Genomic DNA, 22476 nt, shown 5'->3' on the forward strand with positions numbered 1-22476 from the left:
CCCGCCCCATGCCCCTGAACCGCGCATGACCGCACGCATCCGGACGGTTGCGATCCAGGGCGTCGACTGCGTTCCCGTCGAGGTCCAGGTCCAGATGGCCAGCGGCGTGCCCGCCTTCACCCTGGTCGGGCTGGCCGACAAGGCCGTGGCCGAGAGCCGCGAACGGGTGCGCGCGGCGCTGGGCGCCATCGGCCTGGGCCTGCCGCCCAAGCGCATCACGGTGAACCTGGCGCCGGCCGACCTGCCCAAGGAGGGCAGCCATTTCGACCTGGCGATCGCCGTCGGCCTGCTGGCCACGATGGGCGCCGTGCCCCAGGCGGAGGTCGAGAGCTTTGTCGTCATGGGCGAACTGTCGCTGGACGGCCGGATCAGTGCCGTCAACGGCGTGCTGAATGCCGCCCTGAGTGCGGCGGGCGAGGAGGGCGGCGGCATAATCTGCCCGGCGGCGAACGGGCCGGAGGCGGCCTGGGCGACGGGGATCCCGATCGTGGCGGCACCATCGCTGCTGGCGCTGATCAACCACCTGAAGGGCACCGGCATCCTGCCCACGCCCCAGCCGCAACTTGCCGACGATGCCGCGCCGCTCCCCGACCTGCGCGACATCAAGGGCCAGGAGGCGCCGAAGCGGGCGCTGGAGATCACCGCCGCGGGCGGCCACAACCTGCTGATGATCGGGCCGCCGGGGTCCGGCAAGTCCATGCTCGCCGCCCGCCTGCCGGGCCTGCTGCCGCCGCTGGAGCCGGCGGAGGCGCTGGAGCTGAGCATGGTGCAGAGCGTCGCCGGCGAGATGACGGGCGGCCGCCTGAGCCGCGCGCGGCCGTTCCGCCAGCCGCATCACTCGGCCTCGATCGCGGCGCTGACCGGCGGTGGCCTGCGTGCCCGGCCGGGGGAAGCGTCGCTGGCCCACCTGGGCGTGCTGTTCCTGGACGAGCTGCCGGAGTTCCAGCGCGCGGCGCTCGATTCGCTGCGTCAGCCGCTGGAGACGGGGCGCATCCTGGTGGCGCGCGCCAACCACCATGTCAGCTATCCGGCACGCTTCCAGCTGGTCGCGGCGATGAATCCGTGCCGCTGCGGCCACCTGGCCGAACCGGCGCAGGCCTGTGGCCGCGCGCCCAAGTGCGCGGTTGACTACCAGGCGCGCATCTCGGGGCCGATGCTGGACCGCATCGACCTGCACGTGGACGTGCCGGCCGTCAGCGCCGCCGACCTGGCCCGCCCGCCCCCGGCCGAAGGCACGGCCGAGGTGGCGGCGCGGGTGGCCGCGGCACGCGCCCTGCAGGCGGAGCGTTTGAAGGCCGAGGGCGCACCGCCCCAGGTGCGGACCAATGCCGACCTGGACGGTAACCTGCTGGCCCGCGTCGCCAGCCCGGGAGCCGAGGGCCAGGCCCTGCTGACCAGCGCCGTCGAGCGGCTGCGGCTGACCGCGCGGGGCTATCACCGGGTGCTGCGCGTGGCGCGCACGCTCGCCGATCTCGACGGACGCACCGCGGTCGGGCGCCTGCACATCGCCGAGGCGCTGAGCTATCGGAGGCTTGCCAATGCCTGATGCCGTCGTTCCCGAACTGGACCACCTGGTCTGGGCCGTGCCGGACCTGGAACAGGGCTGCGCCCTGTTCGCGTCGCTGACCGGGGTCGCCCCCGCGACCGGGGGCAGCCATCCCGGCCTGGGCACGCGCAACGCGCTCGTCTCCCTGGGGCCGGATGTCTATCTGGAACTGCTGGCGCCCGACCCGCAGCAGGACCTGGCAGGCACGGGCGGCGAATGGATCGCCGCCCTGCCCGCCCCGCGCCTGGTCGCCTATTGCATGCGCGGCGACCTGGACCAGGTCGCAGCCCGCCTGAAGCACGCGGGGATCGCCGCGGCGGAGCCCCGCGCCATGCAGCGCACCCGGCCCGACGGGGTCACGCTGCGCTGGCGCGTGCTGACCATGGGCAGCTTCCTGTGGGGCAGTACGCTGCCCTTCTGGATCGACTGGCAGGGCAGCCCGCACCCGTCGCGCAGCACGCCGACCGGCTGCACGCTGGAACGCTTCGCCGTGTTGTCGCCGGAGGCCGAGCTGCTGGCCCGGCAGCATGATGCGCTGGGCCTGCCGATCGCGGCGGAAGGCGGTGCCGCGCCCGGGTTCCTGGCCTGCCTGGCGACGCCGCGCGGCCCCGTCTGGCTGACGCAGTGAACGCCGTCGATCATCTGGTCCTGGGCGCGCCCGACCTGGACCAGGCCGTGCAGCGGGTGGCCGCCCTGACCGGGGTCATGCCGGTGATCGGCGGCAGCCATCCGGGCCTGGGCACGCGCAATGCCCTGCTGTCACTGGGGCCCCGGCGCTTCCTGGAGATCCTGGCCCCCGACCCCGCCCAGGTCCTGAGCGGGACGGAGGGGGAGGTCCTGGCGGCCTTGCCGGCCTTGCGCCTGATGACCTTTGGCCTGGCCTGCGGCGACCTGGACCGCGTCCATGCCGCGCTGAAGGTCGAGGGGATCTCCACGCCGCCGCGCACATTGCAACGGACGCGGCCGGATGGGGTCCTGGTACGGTTCTCGGAGCTCATTCCCGGCCCGTGGCTGTGGGGCCATTCCCTGCCCTTCTGGATCGACTGGCACGACAGCCCGCACCCCGGCGACAGCAGCCCCGCCGGTTGCGCGTTCGAGCGCGTCGCGGTGCTCAGCCCCGATGCCGGCGCGCTCGCCGCGACCTATGCGCGCCTGGGCATCGGCGTGCCGGTCGAGGCGGCGAGCAGTGCGGGCTTCCTGGCCCGTATCGCCACCCCCCGCGGTCCGGTTTGGCTGACCGGCTGAACCCTTGATCACAGCAGGGCAAGCGACCAGAGTCTGGGGATGACCGCGAAACTCAAGCTTGGCGAACTCGCTCCCGGCGAACTCCCGATGCAACCGGAACCGGGCCACGACGACTGGTTCCGGCAACAGGTCCAGACAGCCCTGGACGCCATGCAGCGCCCGGACGCCGTGGCGATCTCGGACGAGGATATGCAAATCTGGTTCGATTCGATCGAACACCACCTGGAGATGAAGATCGAGGAGCAGTCCGGTCGGCGCCCAAGGTGAGGCTGAGCTGGTCGGCTGAGGCCCAGGACGACCTCGCCGCTCTCGCAAACTACATCGCACGGGACAATCCTCGTGCGGCCGTCAATCAGATCAGGATCATTCGCGCGGCTACCGCACGGCTGCGCGATCATAGCCATCTGGGGCGCCCTGGACGCCTGGACGGGACCAGGGAACTGGTGGTCCCAGGCACAAACTGGATTGTGATCTACCTCGTTCGGTCGCCCATGATCCGAATTCTCCGCGTTCTGCATGGGGCCCAGCAATGGCCGCCGCAGTCGCCGCGCGAGGCCTGAGCTTAGAACCCATTCAAAACTTCTGTCGCAAAGGGCTTCCCCCCGGGCGCGCGAGAGGCTAAGCCCATGGCGTTCGGGAGGAGACATGGGACAAGACGCACCCTCACTAGACGCGATCCTGGATCGTATCGCCCAGGCCCAGGTGCCGGGCGCCACGGGGATCGCCAAGCTGCGCCGCGTGTCGGGCGGCGCCAATATGGAAACTTGGTCGTTCGAGGCGACGACACCCACGGGCGGCGTTCCCCTGATCCTGCGCCGCGCGCCGGGGGGCAAGCGCCAGGCCCGCGAGACGGCGCCGAGCCTGGAGACCGAAGCGCGCGTGATCGTGGAGGCGGGCAAGGCCGGCGTGCCGGTGCCGCCCGTGCGCTATGTCCTGCGGCCCGAGGATGGCGCCGGCGAAGGCTTCATCATGGACTTCGTGGCGGGCGAGACGATCGCGCGCAAGATCCTGCGCGATGCCGAGTTCGCCAATGCCCGGCCGATCCTGGCGCGCCAGTGCGGCGAGATCCTGGCCAAGCTGCACGCCGTGCCGAAGGAGACGCTGCCGCCGCTGCACAGTGCGACGCCGCGCGCCTATGTCGAGCAGCAGGTCGAGTACTATCGCAGCTTCAACCACCCGCACCCGGTCTTCGAACTGGCGCTGCGCTGGCTGCTGGACCATGCGCCACCGCACGACAAGCAGGGCCTGGTCCATGGCGACTTCCGCAACGGCAACCTGATCATCGGGCCGGACGGGGTGCGCGCCGTCCTGGACTGGGAGATCGTCCATTTCGGCGATCCGATGGAGGACCTGGGCTATATCTGCGTGAACTCCTGGCGCTTCGGGAACATCGACCACCCCGTCGGCGGCTTCGGCCCGCGCGAGGATCTGTTCGCGGGGTACGAGGCGGCCAGCGGCACGACCATCGACCCCGAGCGGGTGAAGTGGTGGGAGGTGCTGGGCACCCTGAAATGGGGCGTAGGCTGCATGACCATGGCCCGCGTCTTCCGCGAGGGCATCGACACGTCGGTCGAGCGGGCGACGATCGGGCGCCGCGCGTCCGAGTGCGAGATCGACCTGCTGCGCCTGCTGGCGCCGCGCCAGGCTTGAGGGAGGGCAGAACCCATGCAGGACGCACCTACCGCGAACGAGCTCCTGGGCGCCATTGCGGCCTTCATCCGCGATCATGCAATGCCCCAGCTCCAGGGCCATACCGCGTTCCATGCGCGCGTGGCCGCCAATGCGATCGACATCATCCGCCGCGAACTGGACATCGCACCCGCCGCCAACGTGGCCGAGCAGGCGCGGCTTGAAGCACTGCTGGACGCCAAGGGCACGCTCGACGCGCTGAACCGCCAGCTGTGCGCCAGAATCGCGGAAGGCTCGATCACGCTCGACACGCCGGGCCTGGCCGATCACCTGTGGGCAACGACGATGACCAAGGTCGCGATCGACCAGCCAAACTACTCCGCCTACCGCCGCAGCCTGGAGGAGGGCGTGCAGCCGGGCTAAATATCGAGATGAGCTTGATGGTAGGTCGTATCTACCATCAAGCGACATCACCCACTTTGGGATCTATACAATGTTGGAACGGGGCATACTTGATGCGCTCCCATTTTGGCCAATTGCGCTTTGGTCAATATTACTGTCGTCGTTACTTCACACCCTATACATGAACAACAAAGTCATATCATCTATCAATCCAAATCTTCTGTTTGAAATCTACAAAGGCCCAACCGGCTACATCTATTCCGCATTTTACTTTATAGCTACACCAATAGATGTAGTATTATTTTTCTATTTAGCTTATTGTATTGGATGGATGTATCTTATTTCAATTTTAATAATTGGGCCGTTGATATTTCTAAATCAGAAGCTATTCGGCATCGCACCTTTTCCTCAGTATGTATTTCCAATACTCTATGTTTTTATTTTTTTTTCATTCATGACGTTACTGGGATTTATCGAAATACCTCCTCTGGTGACGATGAATGATTTCGTGCTGAACGTAGTGGGCTAACAAGAACAATTCGGGAGAGAACGCATGGCAGCTTGGGTACGGTCCGGCAACCGCGTCATCGCCAATGCAGACCTGGCCGACCGCGCGGCCCGCGCCGGGTCCGGCTTCGAAAGCCTGGGAATCGGGGCGGGCGACGTCGTCGCCATCTTCCTGCGCAACGACTTCGCCTTCCTGGAGGCGAGCGTGGCGGCGGGCCTGGTCGGCGCCTATGTGACCCCCGTCAACTGGCACAATTCGGCGGACGAGGCGGCCTACGTCTTCCAGAATTCGGGCGCCAAGGCGATCGTCATCCACGCCGACCTGTACCGGAAGATCCAGGCCGCCGTGCCGGCGGGCATCCCGGTCTTTGTCGTGCCGACGCCCCCCGAACTGGCCGCCGCCTATAACGTCGCTGCCGCGGACTGTGCCGTGCCGCCGGGCATGACCGATTTCTACAAGTGGCTGGCCCCCTTCCCGCCGAAGCTGACGGGACCGGCCGAGCCGCCGGGCTCGATGATCTATACCTCCGGCACGACGGGCCACCCCAAGGGCGTGCGCCGCCAGCCGCCGAACGAGGCCCAGGCCGCCGCCGGCCAGCGCATGATGGCCAAGATCTTCGGCATGGCCGGGTTCGAGGACCGCATGGACCAGGTGGTCGCCATGGCGGGCGCCCCCATGTACCACTCGACCCCCAATGGCTGGACGGGTGCGTTCTTCCGCAATGCCGCCAACATGGTCCTGATGCCGCGCTTCGACGCGGAGACGATGCTGGCCAATATCGAGAAGTACCGCGTCACCCACCTTTTGGCGGTGCCGACCATGTTCGTGCGCCTGCTGAAGCTGCCCGAAGACGTTCGGCGCAAGTACGACGTCTCCTCCCTCCGGTTCGTGATGCACGGTGCCGCCCCCTGCCCGGTCGCGGTCAAGCACGCCATGATCGAGTGGTGGGGCCCCATCATCGACGAGCACTATGGCGGGACGGAGACGGGCGCCATCACCTATGCGACGGCCCAGGAATGGCTGGCCCATCCGGGCACGGTCGGCCGTGCCATGGAGGGGGCGACCGTGCGCGTGATCGACGCCGAGGGGCGCGAGTGCGAGACGGGGGCCGTGGGCGAGGTGATCGGCCGGATGGCCGACTATGCCGACTTCACCTATCACGGCGACGATGCCAAGCGGGCGCGGGCCGAGAAGCAGGGCCTGATCTCGCTGGGCGACATCGGCTACCTGGACGGCGACGGCTTCCTCTATCTGTCCAGCCGGTCGAGCGACATCATCATCTCGGGCGGCGTCAACATCTACCCGGCCGAGATCGAGGCCGAGTTGCTGAAGATGCCGGGGGTCGCCGACTGTGCCGTGTTCGGCATTCCCGATGACGAGATGGGCGAGCAGGTCTGCGCCATCGTGCAGCCGCAAGGCGGCAGCAGCCTGACCATCGACGGGATCAAGGCACACCTGCGCGAGCGCGTCGCCGGCTACAAGGTGCCGCGCCATGTGGAGATCCGCGACACCCTGCCCCGCGAGGATTCGGGCAAGATCTTCAAGCGCAAGATCCGCGAGCCCTTCTGGGAGGGCCTTGACCGCCGCATCTGAGGCAGGGCGGGCGGCACCGTTGCACCGGATGCTTCGAGACGGGCGCCAAGGCGCCCTCCTCAGCATGACGCCGTTGTTTTTTCTTGGTAATTCCCAACGGTCGTCATCCTGAGGAGCGCCGAAGGCGCGTCTCGAAGGATGCTTGCCCATCATGTCCGCTTGCCCCGCCAGGGGGCTCCCCCCGCCGTTCCGATCTGCCATAGTTGCGGGCGGGACGAACAGGGGGCGGGCAATGGCGCAGGATCTTCACTACTGGTCGCTGGCGAAGGTCGCCGCCGCGATCCGGCATGGCAGCCTGACCTCGACCGCGGTGACCGAGGCGATCCTGGACCGGATCGCAGCACTTGAGCCGCGTCTCCATGCCTATGCCACGGTAACGCCAGCCATTGCCCGCGCGGCGGCAGAGCAGGCGGACCGCGAACTGGCCCGTGGCCAGGTGCGCGGCCCGCTGCACGGCGTGCCCATCGCCGTGAAGGACCTGTGCTTCACGACCGATGCGCCGACCGCGGCGGGAACGGCGATCCATCGCGGCTGGATGGCACCGCACGATGCGACCGTGGTGCAGCGCTTTCGCCTGGCCGGCGCCCCCATCCTGGGCAAGCTGGAACTGACCGAAGGGGCGATGCTGGAACATCACCCCAGCGTCACCCCGCCGGTCAGCCCCTGGGACGCCGACTACTGGACCGGCGCTTCGTCCTCCGGCTCCGGCGTCGCGACGGCGGCGGGCCTGTGCTACGGCTCGCTGGGCAGCGACACCGGCGGCTCGATCCGCTTTCCCTCCACCGCCTGCAACCTGACGGGCCTGAAGCCGACCTGGGGCCGGGTCAGCCGGCATGGCGTCTTTGCCCTGTCCGAGAGCTTCGACCATGTCGGACCCATGTGCCGCTCGGCCGAGGATGCGGCCCTGGTCCTGCAGGTCATCGCCGGCGCGGACGAGGCGGATTTCACCTGCCTGCGGGCGCCCGTCCCGGACTATGCCGCGGCGCTGGCCCATCATCCCGCGCTGGCGCTGAAGGGCCTGCGGATCGGGGTCGACCGGCGCCATATCGAGGACGGCAGCGACGATGAGGTCGTGGGCGCCCTGGACGAGATGCTGGCCGTCCTGCTGGCCCATGGGGCCCGCATCGTGCCCATCGACTTTCCTGCGGTTGAGGATGTGCTGGAGGCCGGGCGTATCATCATCGCCGTCGATGCCGCCGCCAGCCATGCCGAGACCTACCCCTCGCGCGCTGCCGACTACGGACCGCCGCTGGCCCCCCTGCTGGCTGCCGGCAACCAGATCGGCGGCATGGACCTGATCCGCGCGCAGCGCGTCCGCGCCGACTTCGCCGGCCGCGTCGCCGCCCTGTTCGACGCGGTCGACGTGGTGATCCAGCCGGCGATTCCCATGCGCCTGCCGACCGTGCGGGGCCTGGGCGAGTTGATGGAGGAGGACGCGGGCCTGCTGCGCCTGGCCCGTTTCACCATGCCGTTCGATGCCTCGGGCAGCCCAACCATCACGCTGCCGGCCGGCGTCGACCGCAACGGCCTGCCCATCGGCGTGCAGCTGATCGGTCCGCATCTGGCGGAGGATCTGCTGCTGCGGGCCGGTCACGCCTTCCAGCAGGCGACCGACTGGCACACGCGGCGCCCCGACCTCTGAAACCAGCCTCTGAACACTGTCAATTCCGGAGCGTCGCTCCGCACTTTTGACTTGTGCGGAGCCCCCCGTTGCGGCGTCATGAAAGCCAGAGCGATCGTCGAAGACGCCGCACCGGGAGGAAATCGCCATGCATGTCGGACTTGCCTCGATCTTCCAGGGCACCGATCCCAAGCGCACCGATCACGAGGTCTACCAGCGCGAACTGAAGCTGGCGGAACTGGGCGCCACGCTCGGCTTCGAATCCATCTGGGGTGTCGAGCATCATTTCGATGCCTACACGATGTGCCCGGACGTGCTGCAGTTCCTCAGCTACATCGCCGGACGCTGCCCCAACGTCCGGGTCGGCTCCATGGTCGTGGTTCTGCCCTGGCACGATCCGATGCGCGTCGCGGAAGAGATCGCGATGCTGGACCTGATGTCTGACGGCCGCTTCATCCTGGGGCTGGGCCGCGGCCTGGCCCGGATCGAGTTCGAAGGCTTTGGCATCGACCAGAACACCGCGCGGGAACGCTTTGTCGAGTCGGCGGAGATGATCCTGACCGGCCTGGAGCGTGGCTACTGCGAATACGACGGCCAGTACATCAAGCAGGTCCGCCGCGACATCCGCCCGGCGCCCAAGAGCAGCTTCAAGGGCCGGACCTATGCCGCCGCCGTCAGCCCCGAGTCGGTCGAGATCATGGCCAAGCTGGGCGTCGGCATCCTGATCATCCCGCAAAAGCCCTGGGACGTGGTCGAGGCCGAGCTCGCCAACTACCGCGCCATCTTCCGCAAGGTGAACGGGTTCGAGGCCCCGGCCCCGATCATGGGCGGCTGGACCTTCTGCGACAAGGATGCCGGCCGGGCCGAGGAGATGGCCCGCAAGTATATCGGCGGCTACTGGAAGACGGTGATCGCGCATTACGAGTTCAATGCCGACTACCTGACCAAGACCAAGGGCTATGAGTCCTACAAGGCCATGGCCGAACGCGCCGCCTCGGCCGATGGTGCGGACGAGATGGTCGAGTTCTTCCTGTCGATCCAGATCTGGGGCACGCCCGAGATGTGCTACGACAAGATCATGAAGTGCCGCGGCCATTCGGGCGCCGGCGCCTTCAACGGCGTCTTCTCCTATGCCGGCATGCCCTGGGACATGGCCGAGGCCAACATGCGCCTGTTCGCCAAGGAGGTCCTGCCCGAACTCAAGAAGGTCGAGGCCAAGCCCCTGATCGACTACGCCCAGGCAGCGGAGTAACGCGCCGCGCCTGCGGTGGCGCCAGCGTTAAGCTGCTGCAAACGCCTCCCCCTCCAGGATCGATCCAAACCTGGAGGGGAGGCTGGCATGGCTTCGACGATCACCGCGTGCGTGCTGACGATCATGAGCTGGGGCCCCGACGGCCAGCCCAGCGTCACGGCCGAGAGCATGACCTGCAACACCTGCTCGGCCGTCATCACCCAGCTGAACGACTGGAACACGGAGCAGAAGGGCAAGGCATTCTCGGCCGCCTGTGTGCCGGCCGAGCAGTAGCAGGAGCGACCGCGGGCTAATCCTGGCCGGCGTCGTACAGCCTGCGCCAGAGGCGCAGCGGATCGGCTGACCAGAACACGAGTACCGGCTCATGTCGCAGGGCTGTGATCGGCACGAAGCCGATGTCCTGCGTTCGACTGTCGGCGCTGTTGGCCCGGTTGTCCCCCAGCACGAAGACGGTGCCGGGGGGCACTGTCATTTCGGCCATCGTGTCCAGGGGACCGTCGCCGTCGCTGCCCAGCAGGCGGATCGTTCGGCCATCGGCAAGCTCTTCCAGGATGAGCGGAACACCCTGCTCGTCGCCGCGCTGGCGCCGCACGAGAGGTGTCCCGTTGAGCACGACCTGCCCATGCCGCATGGCGATCCTGTCGCCGCCGAGCGCCACGATCCGTCTCACATAGGCGGCTCCCTGGGCATCGAAGACCACGATATCACCCCGGCCGGGCGGCTGGGCGTCATAGTCGCGTCGACGCGCCAGGATGTAGTCTCCCTGCCGCAGGGTCGGCACCATCGACAGGCCGGGGATACGGAAGCCTTCCCATTGCGCCTGCACCTGGAGCCAAGGGCCAGGGACCAGCAGGCCAGTCCCGACACTCAGGCCACCTGCCATCGGTGCCGTCGCCAATGCGTCGACCGCCTTCGCCCGTGTCGCGACCGAGGCCAGTGCCACGGCGGCTAGGACTGCGCTCAGCCGTCTCCCCCAGGCCACGATCTCACCCCCGGCGGGCAAGAAGCTTGATGCCGGGCTTGATCGCGAGCCTTCGGCGCACGATCTGGAAGCCGTGGCGTTCCAGCAGCAGGACCAGATTGCGGCCCGAGAAATAGAGCAGGTGCGAGGGCGGGCAAAAGGCGTCCCAGCGCATCAGGTCGCGCGGCCTGCGCCAATGGCCAAGGTCGGGCGTGGTCAGGAACAGGACGGCACCCGGCTTCATCACCGCGCGCAGCTGTTCGACGAAGCCATTGGGATCGGGCGTGTGCTCGATCACCTCGGAACAATAGACAAGGTCGAAGGGGCCGCCCAGGTCGGCCGCGACGTCGCCCAGCAGGCCCTGCAGGAAGCGGGCCTTCGGGAAATTTTCCCGGGCATAGCGGACGGAGACGGCATCCGGCTCGACCCCCACCGCCTCGAACCCCGCCTCGGCCGCGGCGGCGGTCATGAAGCCGGCATTGGCGCCGACGTCGAGGAAACGCCCGGAGCGGACGTGGCGGCGCAACTGGCGCAGGCGGCCGCGGGCGCGCGCCAGCTTGGCCCCGGCCTTGGCGAAATAGCCGCTGGAGGCACCGTCATACGCATCGTCATAAAGGGCCGCTATGACTTCCGTCCCAGGCATCGGATCGACGAAGGCAAAGCCGCATGCAGCGCAGCGCACCACCGCGAAGCCATCGCGCGCGGCAAATGGCCCGACGCGGCTGGAACCGCAGACGGGACAGGGCGCCCCCGGCTGGGCATTGGGCGGGACGGTCCCGGCGTCGGCATTCATGCGCGCAGTCCTTAGCGCCGGGCTGCAACCTTGCGCAAGGGGCGGCATTGGTCCGTCCGCCGCGGACGACCGCGCGCACATGCCTTCTACCCGCTGGCCGGATGCTCTATGCTCCACGATCCCGCTCCGGAGGTCCCGATGCCCGCGACCGATGCCGCATCAGGCCGACTTGCAGACAGACCCACCGCATGCGAGACCGTCACTGATGTTGTCCAGACTGCACTTCGCCAGGCCCGATCCTGTCGCGGCCGGTCATGTCCCGTCCGGTCGGCCCGATGGGTGGCCCGTCTGGCGCGCTTTGGTCCCTGATCCCCACATGACCCGTCGCGTCCCATGGCGCTGCCGCAGCCGATGACCGTGACCACGGAGGCCGAGGCGACCGAACCGGTGGTCCTGCCCCCACCCGGTGTTGCCATGAGCAGCAGCGGCTCGCTGGAGGTGCGCCTGGCGGCCGACCCGCAGGAAATCGCGGCGGCGCAGGCCCTGCGCTATCGCGTCTTCTATGAGGAGATGGGCGCCGAGCCGACCGAGGTGATGCGCCGCGACCGGCGCGACTTCGACCCGATCGACGCCTATTGCGACCACCTGCTGGTGCTGGACCACACGCGGCCCGCGGCCGAGGCGGTCGTCGGCACCTATCGCCTGCTGCGGCACGAAGTGGCGCGCGACCATGGCGGCTACTATTCCAGCAGCGAGTACGACCTGCACCGCTTCCTGGCCAATGTCCGGCCGCAGGACCGCCTGCTGGAACTGGGGCGGTCGTGCGTCGATGCCGACTATCGCACCAATGCCACGATCCAGCTGCTGTGGCGCGGCATCGTCGCCTATAACCTGGCGCACCAGATCACCTACATGTTCGGCTGCGCGTCGTTCGGAGGCACGGACCCGGACGCGATCGCGATGCCGCTGTCCTATCTGCACTACGAGTTTCCCTGCCCGGCCGAGATCGCCGTGCGGGCCAAGCCCGAACTCTATGTGCCGATGAACCGCCTGCCGCGCGAACAGGTCGACATGCGCGCGGCCCTGCGCGCCACGCCACCGCTGATCAAGGGTTACCTGCGCCTGGGCGCCCATATCGGCGACGGCGCCGTGATCGACCGGCAGTTCCGCACGACCGACTGCTTCATCCTGCTGCCGGTCGCGCGGATCCGGAACCGCTACCATACCCACCTGGGGCGAAAGCCGGCACGGCCCGAGGTTTGAGCGTCACCACCTGCGTGCAATGAGCAAGACAATGGATTCCGCGACCAACCCCGCGCGCCTGCGCTATGAAATGGGCCGCTTCACGGTGCTGTGGCCGGGCTCGCACGTGGTCTGCGCCGTGACCGGGCAGCGCATTCCGCTGGAGGCGCTGCGCTATTGGAGCGTGCCGCGGCAGGAGCCCTATGCCAGCGCCGAGATCGCGGACAAGGCGCGCCAGGCCGACTAGGCACCCCGTCCCGCTGCCGTCATCATGGCCCTGAAATCGGGCGCGCCCGCGCGCGTCTGGCCCCTGCGGCGACGCATCCGCTGGGCCGTCGAGGCAGCCCTGGCCCTGCCGGTGATGGCCCTGCTGGGCGCATTGCCGCTGGATGCCGCGTCCTGGCTGGGCGGTGCCCTGACGCGCGCCGTCGGCCCGTGGCTGGGCCTGCATCGGCGCATGGACCGGAACCTGGCGCGTGCCATGCCCGAACTGAGCCAAGCCGAGCGCCAACGCATCCTGAAGGGCGCGTGGGAGAACCTGGGCCGGACCGCGGCCGAGTACTTCCACCTGGAGGAACTGGACCGCAGCACCGACCGCATCACGTTCGAGGGCCAGGAGAATGTCGAGGTGGCGCGCCATGGCGCCAACGTCGCGTTCAGCGCCCACCTGGCGAACTGGGAGGTCGCCGCCCTGCCCGTCGTGCGCTTCAACGAGCGGATGACGCTGATCTATCGCGAGCCCAACAACCCCCATATCGGCCGCCGCATCGAGCGCATGCGCGAAAGCCTGGGCGAGGACCTGGTGCCCAAGGGGATGCGCGCGGCCGGGCAGATCCTTTCGGTCCTGCGCCATGGCGGGCGCATCGGCGTGCTGATCGACCAGAAGATGAACAACGGGATCGAGGTGCCGTTCTTTGGCCGGCCCGCCATGACGACGCCGATCCTGGCGGTGTGCGGCCTGCGCTATCGCTGCCCGGTCATCCCCGTCCAGGTCGTGCGAACCCGGGGAGCGCGCTTTCGCGTGATCTACCACCCCGCCCTGGTCCTGCCCGAAGGGGGCGTCACCGAGGAGTCGACCCGCCTGGTCACCGCCCAGGCGACGGCGATGATCGAATCCTGGATCCGCCAGCACCCCGAGCAATGGCTGTGGCAGCACAAGCGGTGGAAGGACTGAAGAGGCCGGACAGCGGCGGCGCGCCCGTGTACCCTGGGCGCCCAGAATGGATCCCCGACATGCACGCTGACGCGCTCCCACCCTGCCCACCGTCCGTCGTCACGGCCACCACCCCGGACACCGTCCGGTTGGCCTGGGAAGCACCGCAGGTGCAGCGCATCCCGCTGGCCGAGGCGGACTTCACGGACGGGCCGGCCTGGCGCTTCCTGCTCGCGTCCTGAAGCGGCTCAGCCCGTCGCGTGACGGGCAAGGATGTCGCCCAGCAGGCGGTCGAGCCCCGCGGGCTCGGCCAGGCGAAGCGTGACGGGCAGGACCTGGACCATCGGCCGGGCCTCCGGCGGCAGGCGGACGGCGTCCTTTTCCGTCGTGAGGAGCAGGGCGTCCTGTGCCGCCGCGGCCTCCACCAGGCGCATCACCTCCATCGGCGCATAGGGGTGATGGTCGGGGAAGGCGACCTGGCCCACCAGCCGGGCGCCCAGGCCCGCGACCGTGTCGAAGAACTTCTGCGGACGGCCAATCCCGGCAAAGGCCAGGACCGGTCGCCCGGCCAGGTCCAGCGCACCCGCCAGCGGCTCCAGCGTGGCGCGCAGCAATGGCAGGCCCGCCAGCGCGGACGGCACGTTTCCGGGACCGACGAGCAGGACCGCATCGGCCCGCGCCGCCGCCCGGGCCGGCGGCTCCCGCAGGGGGCCTGCGGGGATGACCCGGCCATTGCCCAGGCCCACCGGCGCATCGACGACCAGGATGGCACCGGTCTTGGCCAATGCCGGGTTCTGGAAGCCATCGTCCATGACGATGACGCCGGCGCCGGCGGCGGCGGCGGCGGCGGCCCCCGCGACGCGGTCCCGGGCGACGATCGTGGGGGCATCGCGGGCCAGCAGTAGCGCCTCGTCCCCCACATGGGCGGCGTCGTGGCGGGCCGGATCGACCAGAAGCGGTCCGCGCGCGCGCCCGCCATGGCCGCGCAACAGGAACGCCGGCTCAAGCCCCAGGCCGCGCAGGCGCGCGGCGACAGCCCGGGCCGTCGGTGTCTTGCCGGCGCCGCCGGCCCCGACATTGCCGATGCAGATCACGGGGACGGCCGCCCGTGCCGGGCGGGTCCAGGCCTGGCGCAGGGCACCGCCGGCCGCATTAACCCAGGCCAGGGGCTGCAGGGCCGCAGCCGGCCAGCCCCCCGTCGTCCAGAAGCCGGGGGCCCGCACCGCCCTGCCCCTCAGGCAGCCGGACCGGCGGCCAGCAGGGGGTCGAGGGCGGCCAGGGCGGCGTCCAGCACGCCCTGGGCCGCTCCTTCCGCCTTCTGCCGGGCAAGCGTGCCCGCCGCGGCCACCGCACCCGCATCGGCCAGCAGGCCGGCCAGGCGGGCCTGCAGCGCCGCGTCGTCCGCAACGCGCAGCAAGGCCTCGCCCATCAGGTCGACCGTGCCGCCGAAATTCGCCATGTAAGGTCCCGCCATGACGGCACAGCCCAGGATCGCCGGCTCCAGCGGATTGTGCCCGCCGACCGGCACCAGCGTGCCGCCCATCAGCACCAGGCGCACGGCGCGATAGAACAGGCCCAGTTCACCCAGCGTGTCGGCCAGATACAGGCCGGCCGGGACGGGCAGCGCGTCCCCGCGCGCGCGCCTGGCCACGGGGCCGCCCAGCACCTCGGCCAGGGCCGCTGCCAGGGCGTCGCCACGGCCGGGATGACGCGGCACGACAATCGTCAGCAGGTCGGGGAAACGGGGCAGCAGCGCCTGATGCACCGCGGCAATGCGGAGTTCCTCACCCGGATGGGTGCTGGCGGCCAGCCACACGGGGCGCCGGCCGATCTCCCGCGTCAACTGGTCGAGCGCGCCTGCCTCGAACGGCAGGGGGCTGGCGGCCAGCTTCAGGTTGGGCGCCAGCGCGACGCGCACGGCCCCCAGGTCGCGCAGGCGCGTGGCGTCCCCCTCCCCTTGCGCCAGCACGGCATCGAAGCTGGAGAGCAGGCGGCGCGCCAGCCCGGGCGCACGCTGCCAGCCGCGATGGCTGCGCACCGACATCCGGGCATTGAGCAGCGCCAGGCGCACGCCGCGGCCCTTAGCCTCCAGCAGCAGTGTCGGCCACAGCTCCGATTCGACGAACACCGCCAGGGCGGGTCGCCAATGGTCCAGGAAGCGCCGGGCCCAGGCCGGGCGGTCCAGGGGCACGAACTGGTGGATCGCCCCGCGCGGCAGACGCCTGGCCATCAGCCGGGCCGAGGTCAACGTGCCGGTCGTCACCAGGCAGGTCACGCCCTGCGCCTGGTAGTGCTCGACCAGGGGGAGCAGGGACAGCGCCTCCCCATTGCTGGCGCCGTGGAACCAGGCGACGGGGCCGGCCGGGCGGGGGACACTGGCGATGCCCTTGCGCTCGGCCAGGCGGGCGGGGTCCTCCTTGCCCTGGGCCACGCGGCGGCGCAGCCACAGCGAGAGCAGCGGACCGCCCAGGGTGGCCAGCGTGCGCCAGGCGCCGATCATGGCGGGGGCGCCACGGCCGGCGGGGCCGGCGCCACGGGGTCCATGCCGCACAGGCGGTCGGCCTCCGCGCAGACGGCGTTGATGGCGTCCTCGATCTCCTGGCGCTTGGCCTCCGCCTGCTCAGGCGTCAGGTCGCGGGGCACGGTGATCGGTTCGCCCCAGACATGGATGCCGCGCTGGAAGGGCCAGGCGACCACGAAGCGATCCCATGAGCCCAGGCGCTTTGACCGGGTCGCCGAGAATGTCGTGGGCACGACGGGCACCCCGGCCAGCCGGGCCAGGCTGACCACGCCTTCGCTGGCCCGCATGCGGGGACCGCGCGGGCCGTCCGGCGTGATGCCCACGACTTCGCCCCGGCGCAGCGCCTTGATCATCGCGCGCAGCGCCGTGTCGCCCCCCTTGCTGGTGGAACCGCGCACGGTGCCGATGCCGACACGGTGCATGGTCCGGGCGATCAGCTCGCCGTCCTTGTGCTGAGAGATCAGCATGTTGAACCGGACATGGCCATGCGGCCACCAGGCCGGCGGCATCAGCAGCATGCGCCCGTGCCAGAAGGCCACCAGGAAGGGCTGGCCCTGCGCCACCAGGCCGGCCGGAACCTCCCCCCGGATCGTGGTCCAGCGGCTGGTCGCCCAGACCAGACGGATATAGAGGGCGGCGATCCGCACCAGCAGGCGCTGCGACAGGCGCAGCGGCGTCACCTCCTGGTCCAGGCCCGCGGGGGCGTCAGCCATCGACAGCCTCGACCAGCCGGGTTTCGGCATAGAGGGAGGCGTAAAGCCCGCCGCGCGCCACCAGCTCGGGATGGCTGCCGCTGTCGACCACCCGGCCGCGATCCAGGACATAGATGCGATCGGCATCGACCACGCTGGACAGGCGGTGCGCCACGATGACGGTCGTTCGACCCGTCGACAGGCGGGTCAGCGCCGCCTGGACCTGGCGCTCGGACTCCGGGTCAAGGGCAGAGGTCGCCTCGTCCAGCAGCAGGATGGGCGGGTCGCGCAGCATGGCGCGGGCAATCGCCAGGCGCTGGCGCTGGCCGCCCGAGAGGCGCACGCCAGCCTCCCCCACCAGCGTGTCATAGCCATCGGGCAGGCGCATGATGAAGTCATGGGCCGCGGCGTCGCGGGCGGCCTGCTCGATATCCGCCCGTGTGGCGTTGGGCAGGCCATAGGCGATGTTGGCGGCCACGCTGTCGTCGAACAGCAGCGTCTCCTGCGTGACGAGGCCGATCCCTGCCCGCAGCGAGGCGAGCGAGACGGCCGCGATGTCCTGCCCGTCGATCAGGACGCGCCCGGCGCTGGGATCGTGAAACCGGGGGATGAGGTTGAGGCACGTCGTCTTGCCGGCGCCAGACGGGCCGACCAGGGCAACCCGCGCCCCGCTGGGCACCGTGATGTCGACCCCGTCCAGCGCGCTGGTCCCGTCGCCATAGTGGAAGCGGACACCTTCGAAGCGGATCTCCCCCTTCGCGATTCTCAGGGCGGGCGCGTCGGCCCTGTCGCGGATCGTCGGCTCGACATCCAGGATGGCGAAGATGCGGACCGCCGCGGCCAACCCCTCCTGCATCGCCGTGTTCATGTTGGCCAGGCTCTTCAACGGCTGGTAGGCCATCAGCATGGCGGCCAGGAAGGACGACAGCGCGCCCAGCGTCATGTTGCCGGCCTGCGCCTCCAGCCCGGCATAGAGGATGACGCCGGCAATGGCGAGGCCGCCCAGCACGTCCGTCACGGGCGACGCGGCGGCGCGCGTCGCCACCGTCTTCATGATGTGCGCCATGCGCCGGTCGATGGCGCCGGCCACGCGGGTCGTCTCCGCCGTCTCCATCCCGTGGATCTTGACCAGGCGGGCAGCGGCCAGGCGTTCGTCGATGAGGACGGTCAGCGTGCCTGTCTCCTCCTGCGCCGCGGTCGAGGCCTTGCGCATGCGCTTGCCCAGGCGGCGCATGGCCTGCCCGGCAAAGGGCACGATGACCAGGCCGATAATGGCCAGGCGCCAGTTCTGAACGATCATGACGCCGGCCAGCGCCACGACCGAAATCAGGTCACGCGCCGCACCGGTGATCGCCTTGCTCACCGCCTCGCGCAGCAGGACCACGTCATAGAGGAAGCTGGACTGCAGCCGGGCCGAGTTCACGGCATTGAGCCAGGCAAGATCGGCGCGCATGAGGTGGTCGAACATCTGCACCTGGGTGTCCGACACGATGCGGTGGCCGACCCGGTTCATCAGCACGCTCTGGCCATAATCGGCCAGGGCCTTGACCACGTTGACGAGGATGATCGCCAGCGGCACCAGGTAGAGCATGCGGGCATCGCGGGCGACAAAGATCTGGTCGACCGCCGGCTCCAGCAGCCAGGCCAGCGCCGCCGTCGTCCCGGCGACCACGCCCATCATCAGCGCCGCCGCGATCAGCGTGCCCAGGTGCGGGCGCACCGAATAGCGCACCAGCCGCCAGATCAGCGGGGCGGAGCGGTGTTCCGGAACGGGTGTCTGCTGGGCGTCGGCCATCGCGCGCGGACCATAGCCCATCCGCCCAGGGCTGCGACACGCCACAAGGTCGCGAGCGCCGCGGCTACAGATCCAGCCCGGCGTAGAGCTCGTCCAGGCTGAGGTCGACGCCGACACTCTCCAGCCGCACACTGCCCGAGCCGATCACCACCTCCGGCGCCCAGCTGTCCGACCGGCGAAAAACATCGACCCGCCGATGCCGCGTGGCGACAAGCACGATCTCCTCGATCGCAGAATGCTGGAAATACCCGCCCAGCTTGATGCCTCGGTCCTGAAGCTCGGTCGATGGCGACAGAACCTCGATTACCAGCCTTGGCGCCTCCACCCACGGCGTCTCAGGTTGCTCGCATGTGTATGCGACATCGGCCACGTAGAAGTTCGTATCGTTTTCAGGAAGGCGGATGCCCGCCTCTCGGATTGCCTCACATGGCAGCCGAACGTGACGGCTGATGATAGATGCGAGCCTGGTCGCCAATCGGCCATGAATCTGATGCGCTGGCGCCATCGCGACGATCGCACCATCGATGAGCTGGTAGCGCGTGTCCCGCTCGCCCTCAAATGCCAGGAAGGCGTCGACGGTCACGGGATGGGTCAGGGTCTGGGCCATGCGTCCCACTCTACCACATCGACGGCGCGGCGGCGGGGGGCTAGGCTTGCGTCATGCCGAGGGATGGTGAGATCGAGATCCGGCGGTCGGTGTGCCCGCACGACTGCCCATCGCAATGCGTGCTGGAGGTCGAGCGCCTGGACCCGCGGCGGATCGGGCGGGTGCGTGGCCTGGGCGCCAACAGCTATACCGCGGGCGTCGTCTGCGCCAAGGTTGCCCGCTATAGCGAGCGCCAGCACCATCCGGCGCGCCTGACCCAGCCGCTGCTCCGCACCGGGCCCAAGGGATCGGGACAGTTCGCCCCCATCTCCTGGGACGAGGCCCTGGACGAGGTCGCGCACCGCTTCCAGGCGGCGGAGCGGACCCATGGGGCCGAGGCGGTCTGGCCCTATTTCTTCGCCGGCACGATGGGCCTGGTGCAGATCTATGCGCTCAACCGGCTGCGCCACGCGATGGGCTATTCGGAGGAGAAGACGACGATCTGCTCCACCGTCGCCCGGGTGGGGTACAGCGCGGGGACCGGGACCTGCCGCGGCGTCGACCCGCGCGAGATGCAGCAGTCGGACCTGATCGTGATGTGGGGCGGCAATCCGGTCGCGACCCAGGTCAACGTGATGACCCACATCGCCAAGGCGCGAAAGGGCCGCGGGGCGAAGCTGGTCGTCATCGACCCCTATCGCACGGGCACGGCAGAGGTTGCCGACATGCACCTGATGCTGCGGCCGGGCACGGACGCGGCACTGGCCTGTGCCGTGATGCACGTCTGCTTCCGCGACGGCCATGCCGACCGCGACTACCTGGCAAGTCACACTGACCAGCCGGCGCTGCTGGAGGCGCACCTGGCGGCCCGCGGCCCCGAATGGGCATCGGCCATCACCGGCCTGTCGGTCGCGGAGATTGAGGATTTCGCGGCACTCTATGGCCGGACCAAGCGCAGCTTCCTGCGCCTGGGCTATGGCTTCACCCGCAGCCGCAACGGCGCAGTCGCGATGCACGCCGCAAGTTGCCTGGCCGCCGTCACCGGGGCCTGGCAATACGAAGGCGGCGGCGCGCTGTTCTCCAACGCCGACCTCTATGCGCTGGACGAGCGGCTGCTGCTTGGCCTCGACGTGCGGCGCCGGGGGATTCGGGCGCTGGACCAGTCGCAGCTGGGCCCGATCCTGCTGGGCGAGCGCTGGGCCCTGGGCGATGGCCCGCCCGTCACGGCGATGATCGTGCAGAACACCAACCCGGCCGTCGTCTGCCCCGAATCGGCCAAGGTGGCGCAAGGGTTCGCGCGCGAGGACCTGTTCCTGTGCGTGCACGAGCAGTTCATGACCGACACGGCGACGTACGCGGACATCGTCCTGCCCGCGACGACGTTCCTGGAGCATGACGACATCTACAAGGGCGGCGGCCACACCTTCGTGCATATCGGCCTGAAAGTGGTCGAACCGCCGGGCGAGGCTCGCAGCAACCACGACGTGGTCAATGCCCTGGCCCAGCGACTGGGCGGCGTCCATGCCAGCTTCAGCATGAGCGAGCGCGACCTGATCGAGGCGACGCTGGCCGCATCCGGCCTGCCCGGCGCGCAGGCGATCGTGGATGCCGGTGGCTACGACAAGGCCCTGCCGTTCGCGACGGCGCATTTCCTGGACGGCTTTGCGACGCCCGACCGCAAGTTCCGCTTCAGCCCACCCTGGGCGAAGCTGGGCGGCACGGGGGCCGGCCTGCCCAGCCTGCCCGACCAATGGGACGTGATCGACGCCAGCCGTGCCGAAGCCCCCTTCCGCCTCGTGACCGCTCCGGCGCGCCAGTTCCTCAATACCTCCTTCACCGAGACGCCGGGCTCCGTCATGCGGGAGAAGCGGCCGACCGTCATGGTGCACCCGGGCGACGCCGCGCAGGCCGGCATTGCCGAGGGCACGCGGGTGCGCCTGGGCAATGACCGGGGCAGCGTCGTCGTCCATGCCACCCTGTTCGACGGGGTGCAGCCGGGCGTCGTGGTGGTGGAGACGCTGTGGCCCAATGGAGCCTATGAAGGGGGCATGGGGATCAACACCCTGACCGGTGCCGATGCCACGCCACCGGCCGGTGGCGCCCCCTTCCACGACACCGCCGTGTGGCTGAAGGCGGAACCGGCCGCAGCATGAGCGCCAGCTTCGATCCCCGGGTGACGCCGGTGCGCGACGGTATCGCTGCCCGGCACATGATGGGCCAGGTGGATGCGACGCGCTTCGTGGAGGGCGAGCCCGCCACCTGCCTGCGCTCCCATGTGTCCGTCACCGGGCGGCCGGACCCGGCCGCGCCGAACCTGACCGAGTTGCTGCTGGGCGAGGCGTTCGTCGTCTATGAGCGCGTCGGCGGCTTTGCCTGGGGCCAGGCGACACGGGATGGCTATGTCGGCTTCGTGCCCGAGGCGGCGCTTGGCCCACCTCTTGCCCACACGCACCGGGTCGCGGCCCTAATGAGCCACCTGTACCCGGCGCCCGACATCCGCACCCAGCCCCTGGCGTCCCTGCCGCTGTCGGCGCTGGTGCGGGTGGAAGCGGATGAGGGTCGCTGGGCCCGGCTGGCCCATGGCTGGCTCCATGCCCGGCACCTGGAACCGCTCGATGCCACGCATCCCGACTGGGTGGCGGAGGCGCTGCGCCTGCTGGGCGTGCCCTATGTCTGGGGCGGTCGCACGCCGTTCGGGATCGACTGTTCCGGGCTGGTCCAATTGGCGCTGGAGCGGGCGGGTGTTGCCTGTCCCCGCGACAGCGACATGCAGGAGCGGGCGCTGGGTACAGCCGTCGTCAGCGGCCAACCGGAACGGCGCGGCGACCTGGTGTTTTCCCCCGGCCATGTCGCGATCGCCCTGGACGCGCAGACCGTCCTGCACGCCAACGGCTTTGCCCTGGCGGTGACGATCGAGCCGCTGTCGGCACTTCTGGCCCGCGTCACGCAGGAATCGCCCGGCCGCCCGGCCATCACGGCCGTGAAGCGGCTCTGAGC

At 69.6% G+C, this 22476-nt stretch carries 24 protein-coding genes; 17 read left to right on the plus strand and 7 right to left on the minus strand.

Annotated elements, in window-relative coordinates:
• Positions 1–25 precede the first annotated feature (25 nt).
• From ACI6GS_RS21625 to ACI6GS_RS21675, 11 genes are all read left to right on the plus strand, one after another.
• Positions 26–1546 carry a YifB family Mg chelatase-like AAA ATPase gene (locus ACI6GS_RS21625; RefSeq protein ID WP_439815547.1) on the plus strand — a complete coding sequence of 507 codons (1521 nt, stop codon included), beginning with the start codon at positions 26–28 and terminating at the stop codon, positions 1544–1546.
• Entirely contained in the window at positions 1539–2174 is a 636-nt protein-coding gene (locus tag ACI6GS_RS21630; RefSeq protein ID WP_439815548.1) for a VOC family protein, read from the plus strand. The genes ACI6GS_RS21625 and ACI6GS_RS21630 overlap by 8 nt, the downstream gene beginning before the upstream one ends.
• Positions 2171–2791, plus strand: a complete 621-nt coding sequence (locus ACI6GS_RS21635; RefSeq protein WP_439815549.1) for a VOC family protein — start codon at positions 2171–2173, stop codon at positions 2789–2791. The genes ACI6GS_RS21630 and ACI6GS_RS21635 overlap by 4 nt, the downstream gene beginning before the upstream one ends.
• A gap of 39 nt (positions 2792–2830) precedes the next feature.
• Positions 2831–3058, plus strand: coding sequence for a hypothetical protein (locus ACI6GS_RS21640; protein ID WP_439815550.1), 228 nt, complete (start codon positions 2831–2833; stop codon positions 3056–3058).
• A complete protein-coding gene (locus ACI6GS_RS21645; RefSeq protein ID WP_439815551.1) occupies positions 3055–3351 on the plus strand; it encodes a type II toxin-antitoxin system RelE/ParE family toxin in 297 nt (98 codons plus the stop codon). Before ACI6GS_RS21640 ends, ACI6GS_RS21645 begins: the two co-directional genes overlap by 4 nt.
• A gap of 85 nt (positions 3352–3436) precedes the next feature.
• Positions 3437–4441 carry a phosphotransferase family protein gene (locus ACI6GS_RS21650; RefSeq protein ID WP_439815552.1) on the plus strand — a complete coding sequence of 335 codons (1005 nt, stop codon included), beginning with the start codon at positions 3437–3439 and terminating at the stop codon, positions 4439–4441.
• A gap of 15 nt (positions 4442–4456) precedes the next feature.
• The gene (locus ACI6GS_RS21655; protein WP_439815553.1) at positions 4457–4843 is read left to right on the plus strand and encodes a DUF6285 domain-containing protein; all 387 of its coding nucleotides are present in this window, start codon (positions 4457–4459) and stop codon (positions 4841–4843) included.
• Between the two features lie 532 nt (positions 4844–5375).
• A complete protein-coding gene (locus tag ACI6GS_RS21660) occupies positions 5376–6923 on the plus strand; it encodes an acyl-CoA synthetase (protein ID WP_439815554.1) in 1548 nt (515 codons plus the stop codon).
• Positions 6924–7155: 232 nt separating this feature from the next.
• Positions 7156–8565, plus strand: coding sequence for an amidase (locus tag ACI6GS_RS21665; protein WP_439815555.1), 1410 nt, complete (start codon positions 7156–7158; stop codon positions 8563–8565).
• 127 nt (positions 8566–8692) lie between these two features.
• Entirely contained in the window at positions 8693–9796 is a 1104-nt protein-coding gene (locus ACI6GS_RS21670) for an LLM class flavin-dependent oxidoreductase (RefSeq protein ID WP_439815556.1), read from the plus strand.
• 87 nt (positions 9797–9883) lie between these two features.
• Entirely contained in the window at positions 9884–10069 is a 186-nt protein-coding gene (locus ACI6GS_RS21675; RefSeq protein WP_439815557.1) for a hypothetical protein, read from the plus strand.
• A gap of 16 nt (positions 10070–10085) precedes the next feature.
• On the opposite strand, the gene lepB is transcribed toward ACI6GS_RS21675, so the two are convergent.
• Positions 10086–10778: a signal peptidase I gene (gene lepB / locus ACI6GS_RS21680; protein ID WP_439815558.1), complete on the minus strand. Its 693-nt coding sequence runs from the start codon at positions 10776–10778 to the stop codon at positions 10086–10088.
• Positions 10779–10782: 4 nt separating this feature from the next.
• Positions 10783–11550, minus strand: coding sequence for a class I SAM-dependent methyltransferase (locus tag ACI6GS_RS21685; RefSeq protein ID WP_439815559.1), 768 nt, complete (start codon positions 11548–11550; stop codon positions 10783–10785).
• Between the two features lie 333 nt (positions 11551–11883).
• Between ACI6GS_RS21685 and ACI6GS_RS21690 the strand changes: the two genes are divergently transcribed.
• The 4 genes from ACI6GS_RS21690 to ACI6GS_RS21705 are packed head-to-tail and all read left to right on the plus strand — an operon-like array spanning position 11884 to position 14127.
• Positions 11884–12753: a GNAT family N-acetyltransferase gene (locus ACI6GS_RS21690; RefSeq protein WP_439815560.1), complete on the plus strand. Its 870-nt coding sequence runs from the start codon at positions 11884–11886 to the stop codon at positions 12751–12753.
• Between the two features lie 31 nt (positions 12754–12784).
• The gene (locus ACI6GS_RS21695; RefSeq protein WP_439815561.1) at positions 12785–12979 is read left to right on the plus strand and encodes a DUF2093 domain-containing protein; all 195 of its coding nucleotides are present in this window, start codon (positions 12785–12787) and stop codon (positions 12977–12979) included.
• Positions 12980–13003: 24 nt separating this feature from the next.
• The gene (locus ACI6GS_RS21700; protein WP_439815562.1) at positions 13004–13906 is read left to right on the plus strand and encodes a lysophospholipid acyltransferase family protein; all 903 of its coding nucleotides are present in this window, start codon (positions 13004–13006) and stop codon (positions 13904–13906) included.
• A gap of 59 nt (positions 13907–13965) precedes the next feature.
• Positions 13966–14127, plus strand: coding sequence for a hypothetical protein (locus ACI6GS_RS21705; protein WP_439815563.1), 162 nt, complete (start codon positions 13966–13968; stop codon positions 14125–14127).
• Positions 14128–14133: 6 nt separating this feature from the next.
• On the opposite strand, the gene lpxK is transcribed toward ACI6GS_RS21705, so the two are convergent.
• From lpxK to ACI6GS_RS21730, 5 genes are all read right to left on the minus strand, one after another.
• Positions 14134–15108, minus strand: a complete 975-nt coding sequence (gene lpxK / locus ACI6GS_RS21710; protein ID WP_439815564.1) for a tetraacyldisaccharide 4'-kinase — start codon at positions 15106–15108, stop codon at positions 14134–14136.
• Between the two features lie 11 nt (positions 15109–15119).
• Positions 15120–16385 (minus strand): 3-deoxy-D-manno-octulosonic acid transferase, encoded by a 1266-nt coding sequence (locus tag ACI6GS_RS21715; protein WP_439815565.1) that lies wholly within the window; start codon positions 16383–16385, stop codon positions 15120–15122.
• Entirely contained in the window at positions 16382–17119 is a 738-nt protein-coding gene (locus ACI6GS_RS21720; RefSeq protein WP_439815566.1) for a lysophospholipid acyltransferase family protein, read from the minus strand. Before ACI6GS_RS21720 ends, ACI6GS_RS21715 begins: the two co-directional genes overlap by 4 nt.
• Positions 17112–18893 (minus strand): ABC transporter ATP-binding protein, encoded by a 1782-nt coding sequence (locus ACI6GS_RS21725; protein WP_439815567.1) that lies wholly within the window; start codon positions 18891–18893, stop codon positions 17112–17114. Before ACI6GS_RS21725 ends, ACI6GS_RS21720 begins: the two co-directional genes overlap by 8 nt.
• Before the next feature lie 64 nt (positions 18894–18957).
• A complete protein-coding gene (locus ACI6GS_RS21730; protein WP_439815568.1) occupies positions 18958–19500 on the minus strand; it encodes a Uma2 family endonuclease in 543 nt (180 codons plus the stop codon).
• Between the two features lie 53 nt (positions 19501–19553).
• Between ACI6GS_RS21730 and ACI6GS_RS21735 the strand changes: the two genes are divergently transcribed.
• A complete protein-coding gene (locus tag ACI6GS_RS21735; RefSeq protein ID WP_439815569.1) occupies positions 19554–21632 on the plus strand; it encodes a molybdopterin-containing oxidoreductase family protein in 2079 nt (692 codons plus the stop codon).
• A complete protein-coding gene (locus ACI6GS_RS21740; RefSeq protein ID WP_439815570.1) occupies positions 21629–22474 on the plus strand; it encodes a C40 family peptidase in 846 nt (281 codons plus the stop codon). The genes ACI6GS_RS21735 and ACI6GS_RS21740 overlap by 4 nt, the downstream gene beginning before the upstream one ends.
• Positions 22475–22476: the final 2 nt, after the last annotated feature.

It is taken from the genome of Zavarzinia sp. CC-PAN008, from assembly GCF_051903925.1.
In the GTDB taxonomy this organism is placed as follows: Bacteria; Pseudomonadota; Alphaproteobacteria; order Zavarziniales; family Zavarziniaceae.

Excerpts from the sequence above, each read along its gene's own strand:
- ACI6GS_RS21630 (WP_439815548.1), top strand. The coding sequence starts at position 1,539 with ATGCCTGATGCCGTCGTTCCCGAACTGGACCACCTGGTCTGGGCCGTG.
- ACI6GS_RS21695 (WP_439815561.1), top strand. The coding sequence starts at position 12,785 with ATGGATTCCGCGACCAACCCCGCGCGCCTGCGCTATGAAATGGGCCGC.
- ACI6GS_RS21655 (WP_439815553.1), top strand. The coding sequence starts at position 4,457 with ATGCAGGACGCACCTACCGCGAACGAGCTCCTGGGCGCCATTGCGGCC.
- ACI6GS_RS21685 (WP_439815559.1), bottom strand. The coding sequence starts at position 11,550 with ATGAATGCCGACGCCGGGACCGTCCCGCCCAATGCCCAGCCGGGGGCG.
- ACI6GS_RS21720 (WP_439815566.1), bottom strand. The coding sequence starts at position 17,119 with ATGGCTGACGCCCCCGCGGGCCTGGACCAGGAGGTGACGCCGCTGCGC.
- ACI6GS_RS21690 (WP_439815560.1), top strand. The coding sequence starts at position 11,884 with ATGGCGCTGCCGCAGCCGATGACCGTGACCACGGAGGCCGAGGCGACC.
- ACI6GS_RS21730 (WP_439815568.1), bottom strand. The coding sequence starts at position 19,500 with ATGGCCCAGACCCTGACCCATCCCGTGACCGTCGACGCCTTCCTGGCA.
- ACI6GS_RS21740 (WP_439815570.1), top strand. The coding sequence starts at position 21,629 with ATGAGCGCCAGCTTCGATCCCCGGGTGACGCCGGTGCGCGACGGTATC.
- ACI6GS_RS21705 (WP_439815563.1), top strand. The coding sequence starts at position 13,966 with ATGCACGCTGACGCGCTCCCACCCTGCCCACCGTCCGTCGTCACGGCC.
- ACI6GS_RS21715 (WP_439815565.1), bottom strand. The coding sequence starts at position 16,385 with ATGATCGGCGCCTGGCGCACGCTGGCCACCCTGGGCGGTCCGCTGCTC.
- ACI6GS_RS21675 (WP_439815557.1), top strand. The coding sequence starts at position 9,884 with ATGGCTTCGACGATCACCGCGTGCGTGCTGACGATCATGAGCTGGGGC.
- ACI6GS_RS21625 (WP_439815547.1), top strand. The coding sequence starts at position 26 with ATGACCGCACGCATCCGGACGGTTGCGATCCAGGGCGTCGACTGCGTT.
- ACI6GS_RS21670 (WP_439815556.1), top strand. The coding sequence starts at position 8,693 with ATGCATGTCGGACTTGCCTCGATCTTCCAGGGCACCGATCCCAAGCGC.
- ACI6GS_RS21660 (WP_439815554.1), top strand. The coding sequence starts at position 5,376 with ATGGCAGCTTGGGTACGGTCCGGCAACCGCGTCATCGCCAATGCAGAC.
- ACI6GS_RS21725 (WP_439815567.1), bottom strand. The coding sequence starts at position 18,893 with ATGGCCGACGCCCAGCAGACACCCGTTCCGGAACACCGCTCCGCCCCG.
- ACI6GS_RS21735 (WP_439815569.1), top strand. The coding sequence starts at position 19,554 with ATGCCGAGGGATGGTGAGATCGAGATCCGGCGGTCGGTGTGCCCGCAC.
- ACI6GS_RS21665 (WP_439815555.1), top strand. The coding sequence starts at position 7,156 with ATGGCGCAGGATCTTCACTACTGGTCGCTGGCGAAGGTCGCCGCCGCG.
- ACI6GS_RS21700 (WP_439815562.1), top strand. The coding sequence starts at position 13,004 with ATGGCCCTGAAATCGGGCGCGCCCGCGCGCGTCTGGCCCCTGCGGCGA.
- ACI6GS_RS21640 (WP_439815550.1), top strand. The coding sequence starts at position 2,831 with ATGACCGCGAAACTCAAGCTTGGCGAACTCGCTCCCGGCGAACTCCCG.
- ACI6GS_RS21650 (WP_439815552.1), top strand. The coding sequence starts at position 3,437 with ATGGGACAAGACGCACCCTCACTAGACGCGATCCTGGATCGTATCGCC.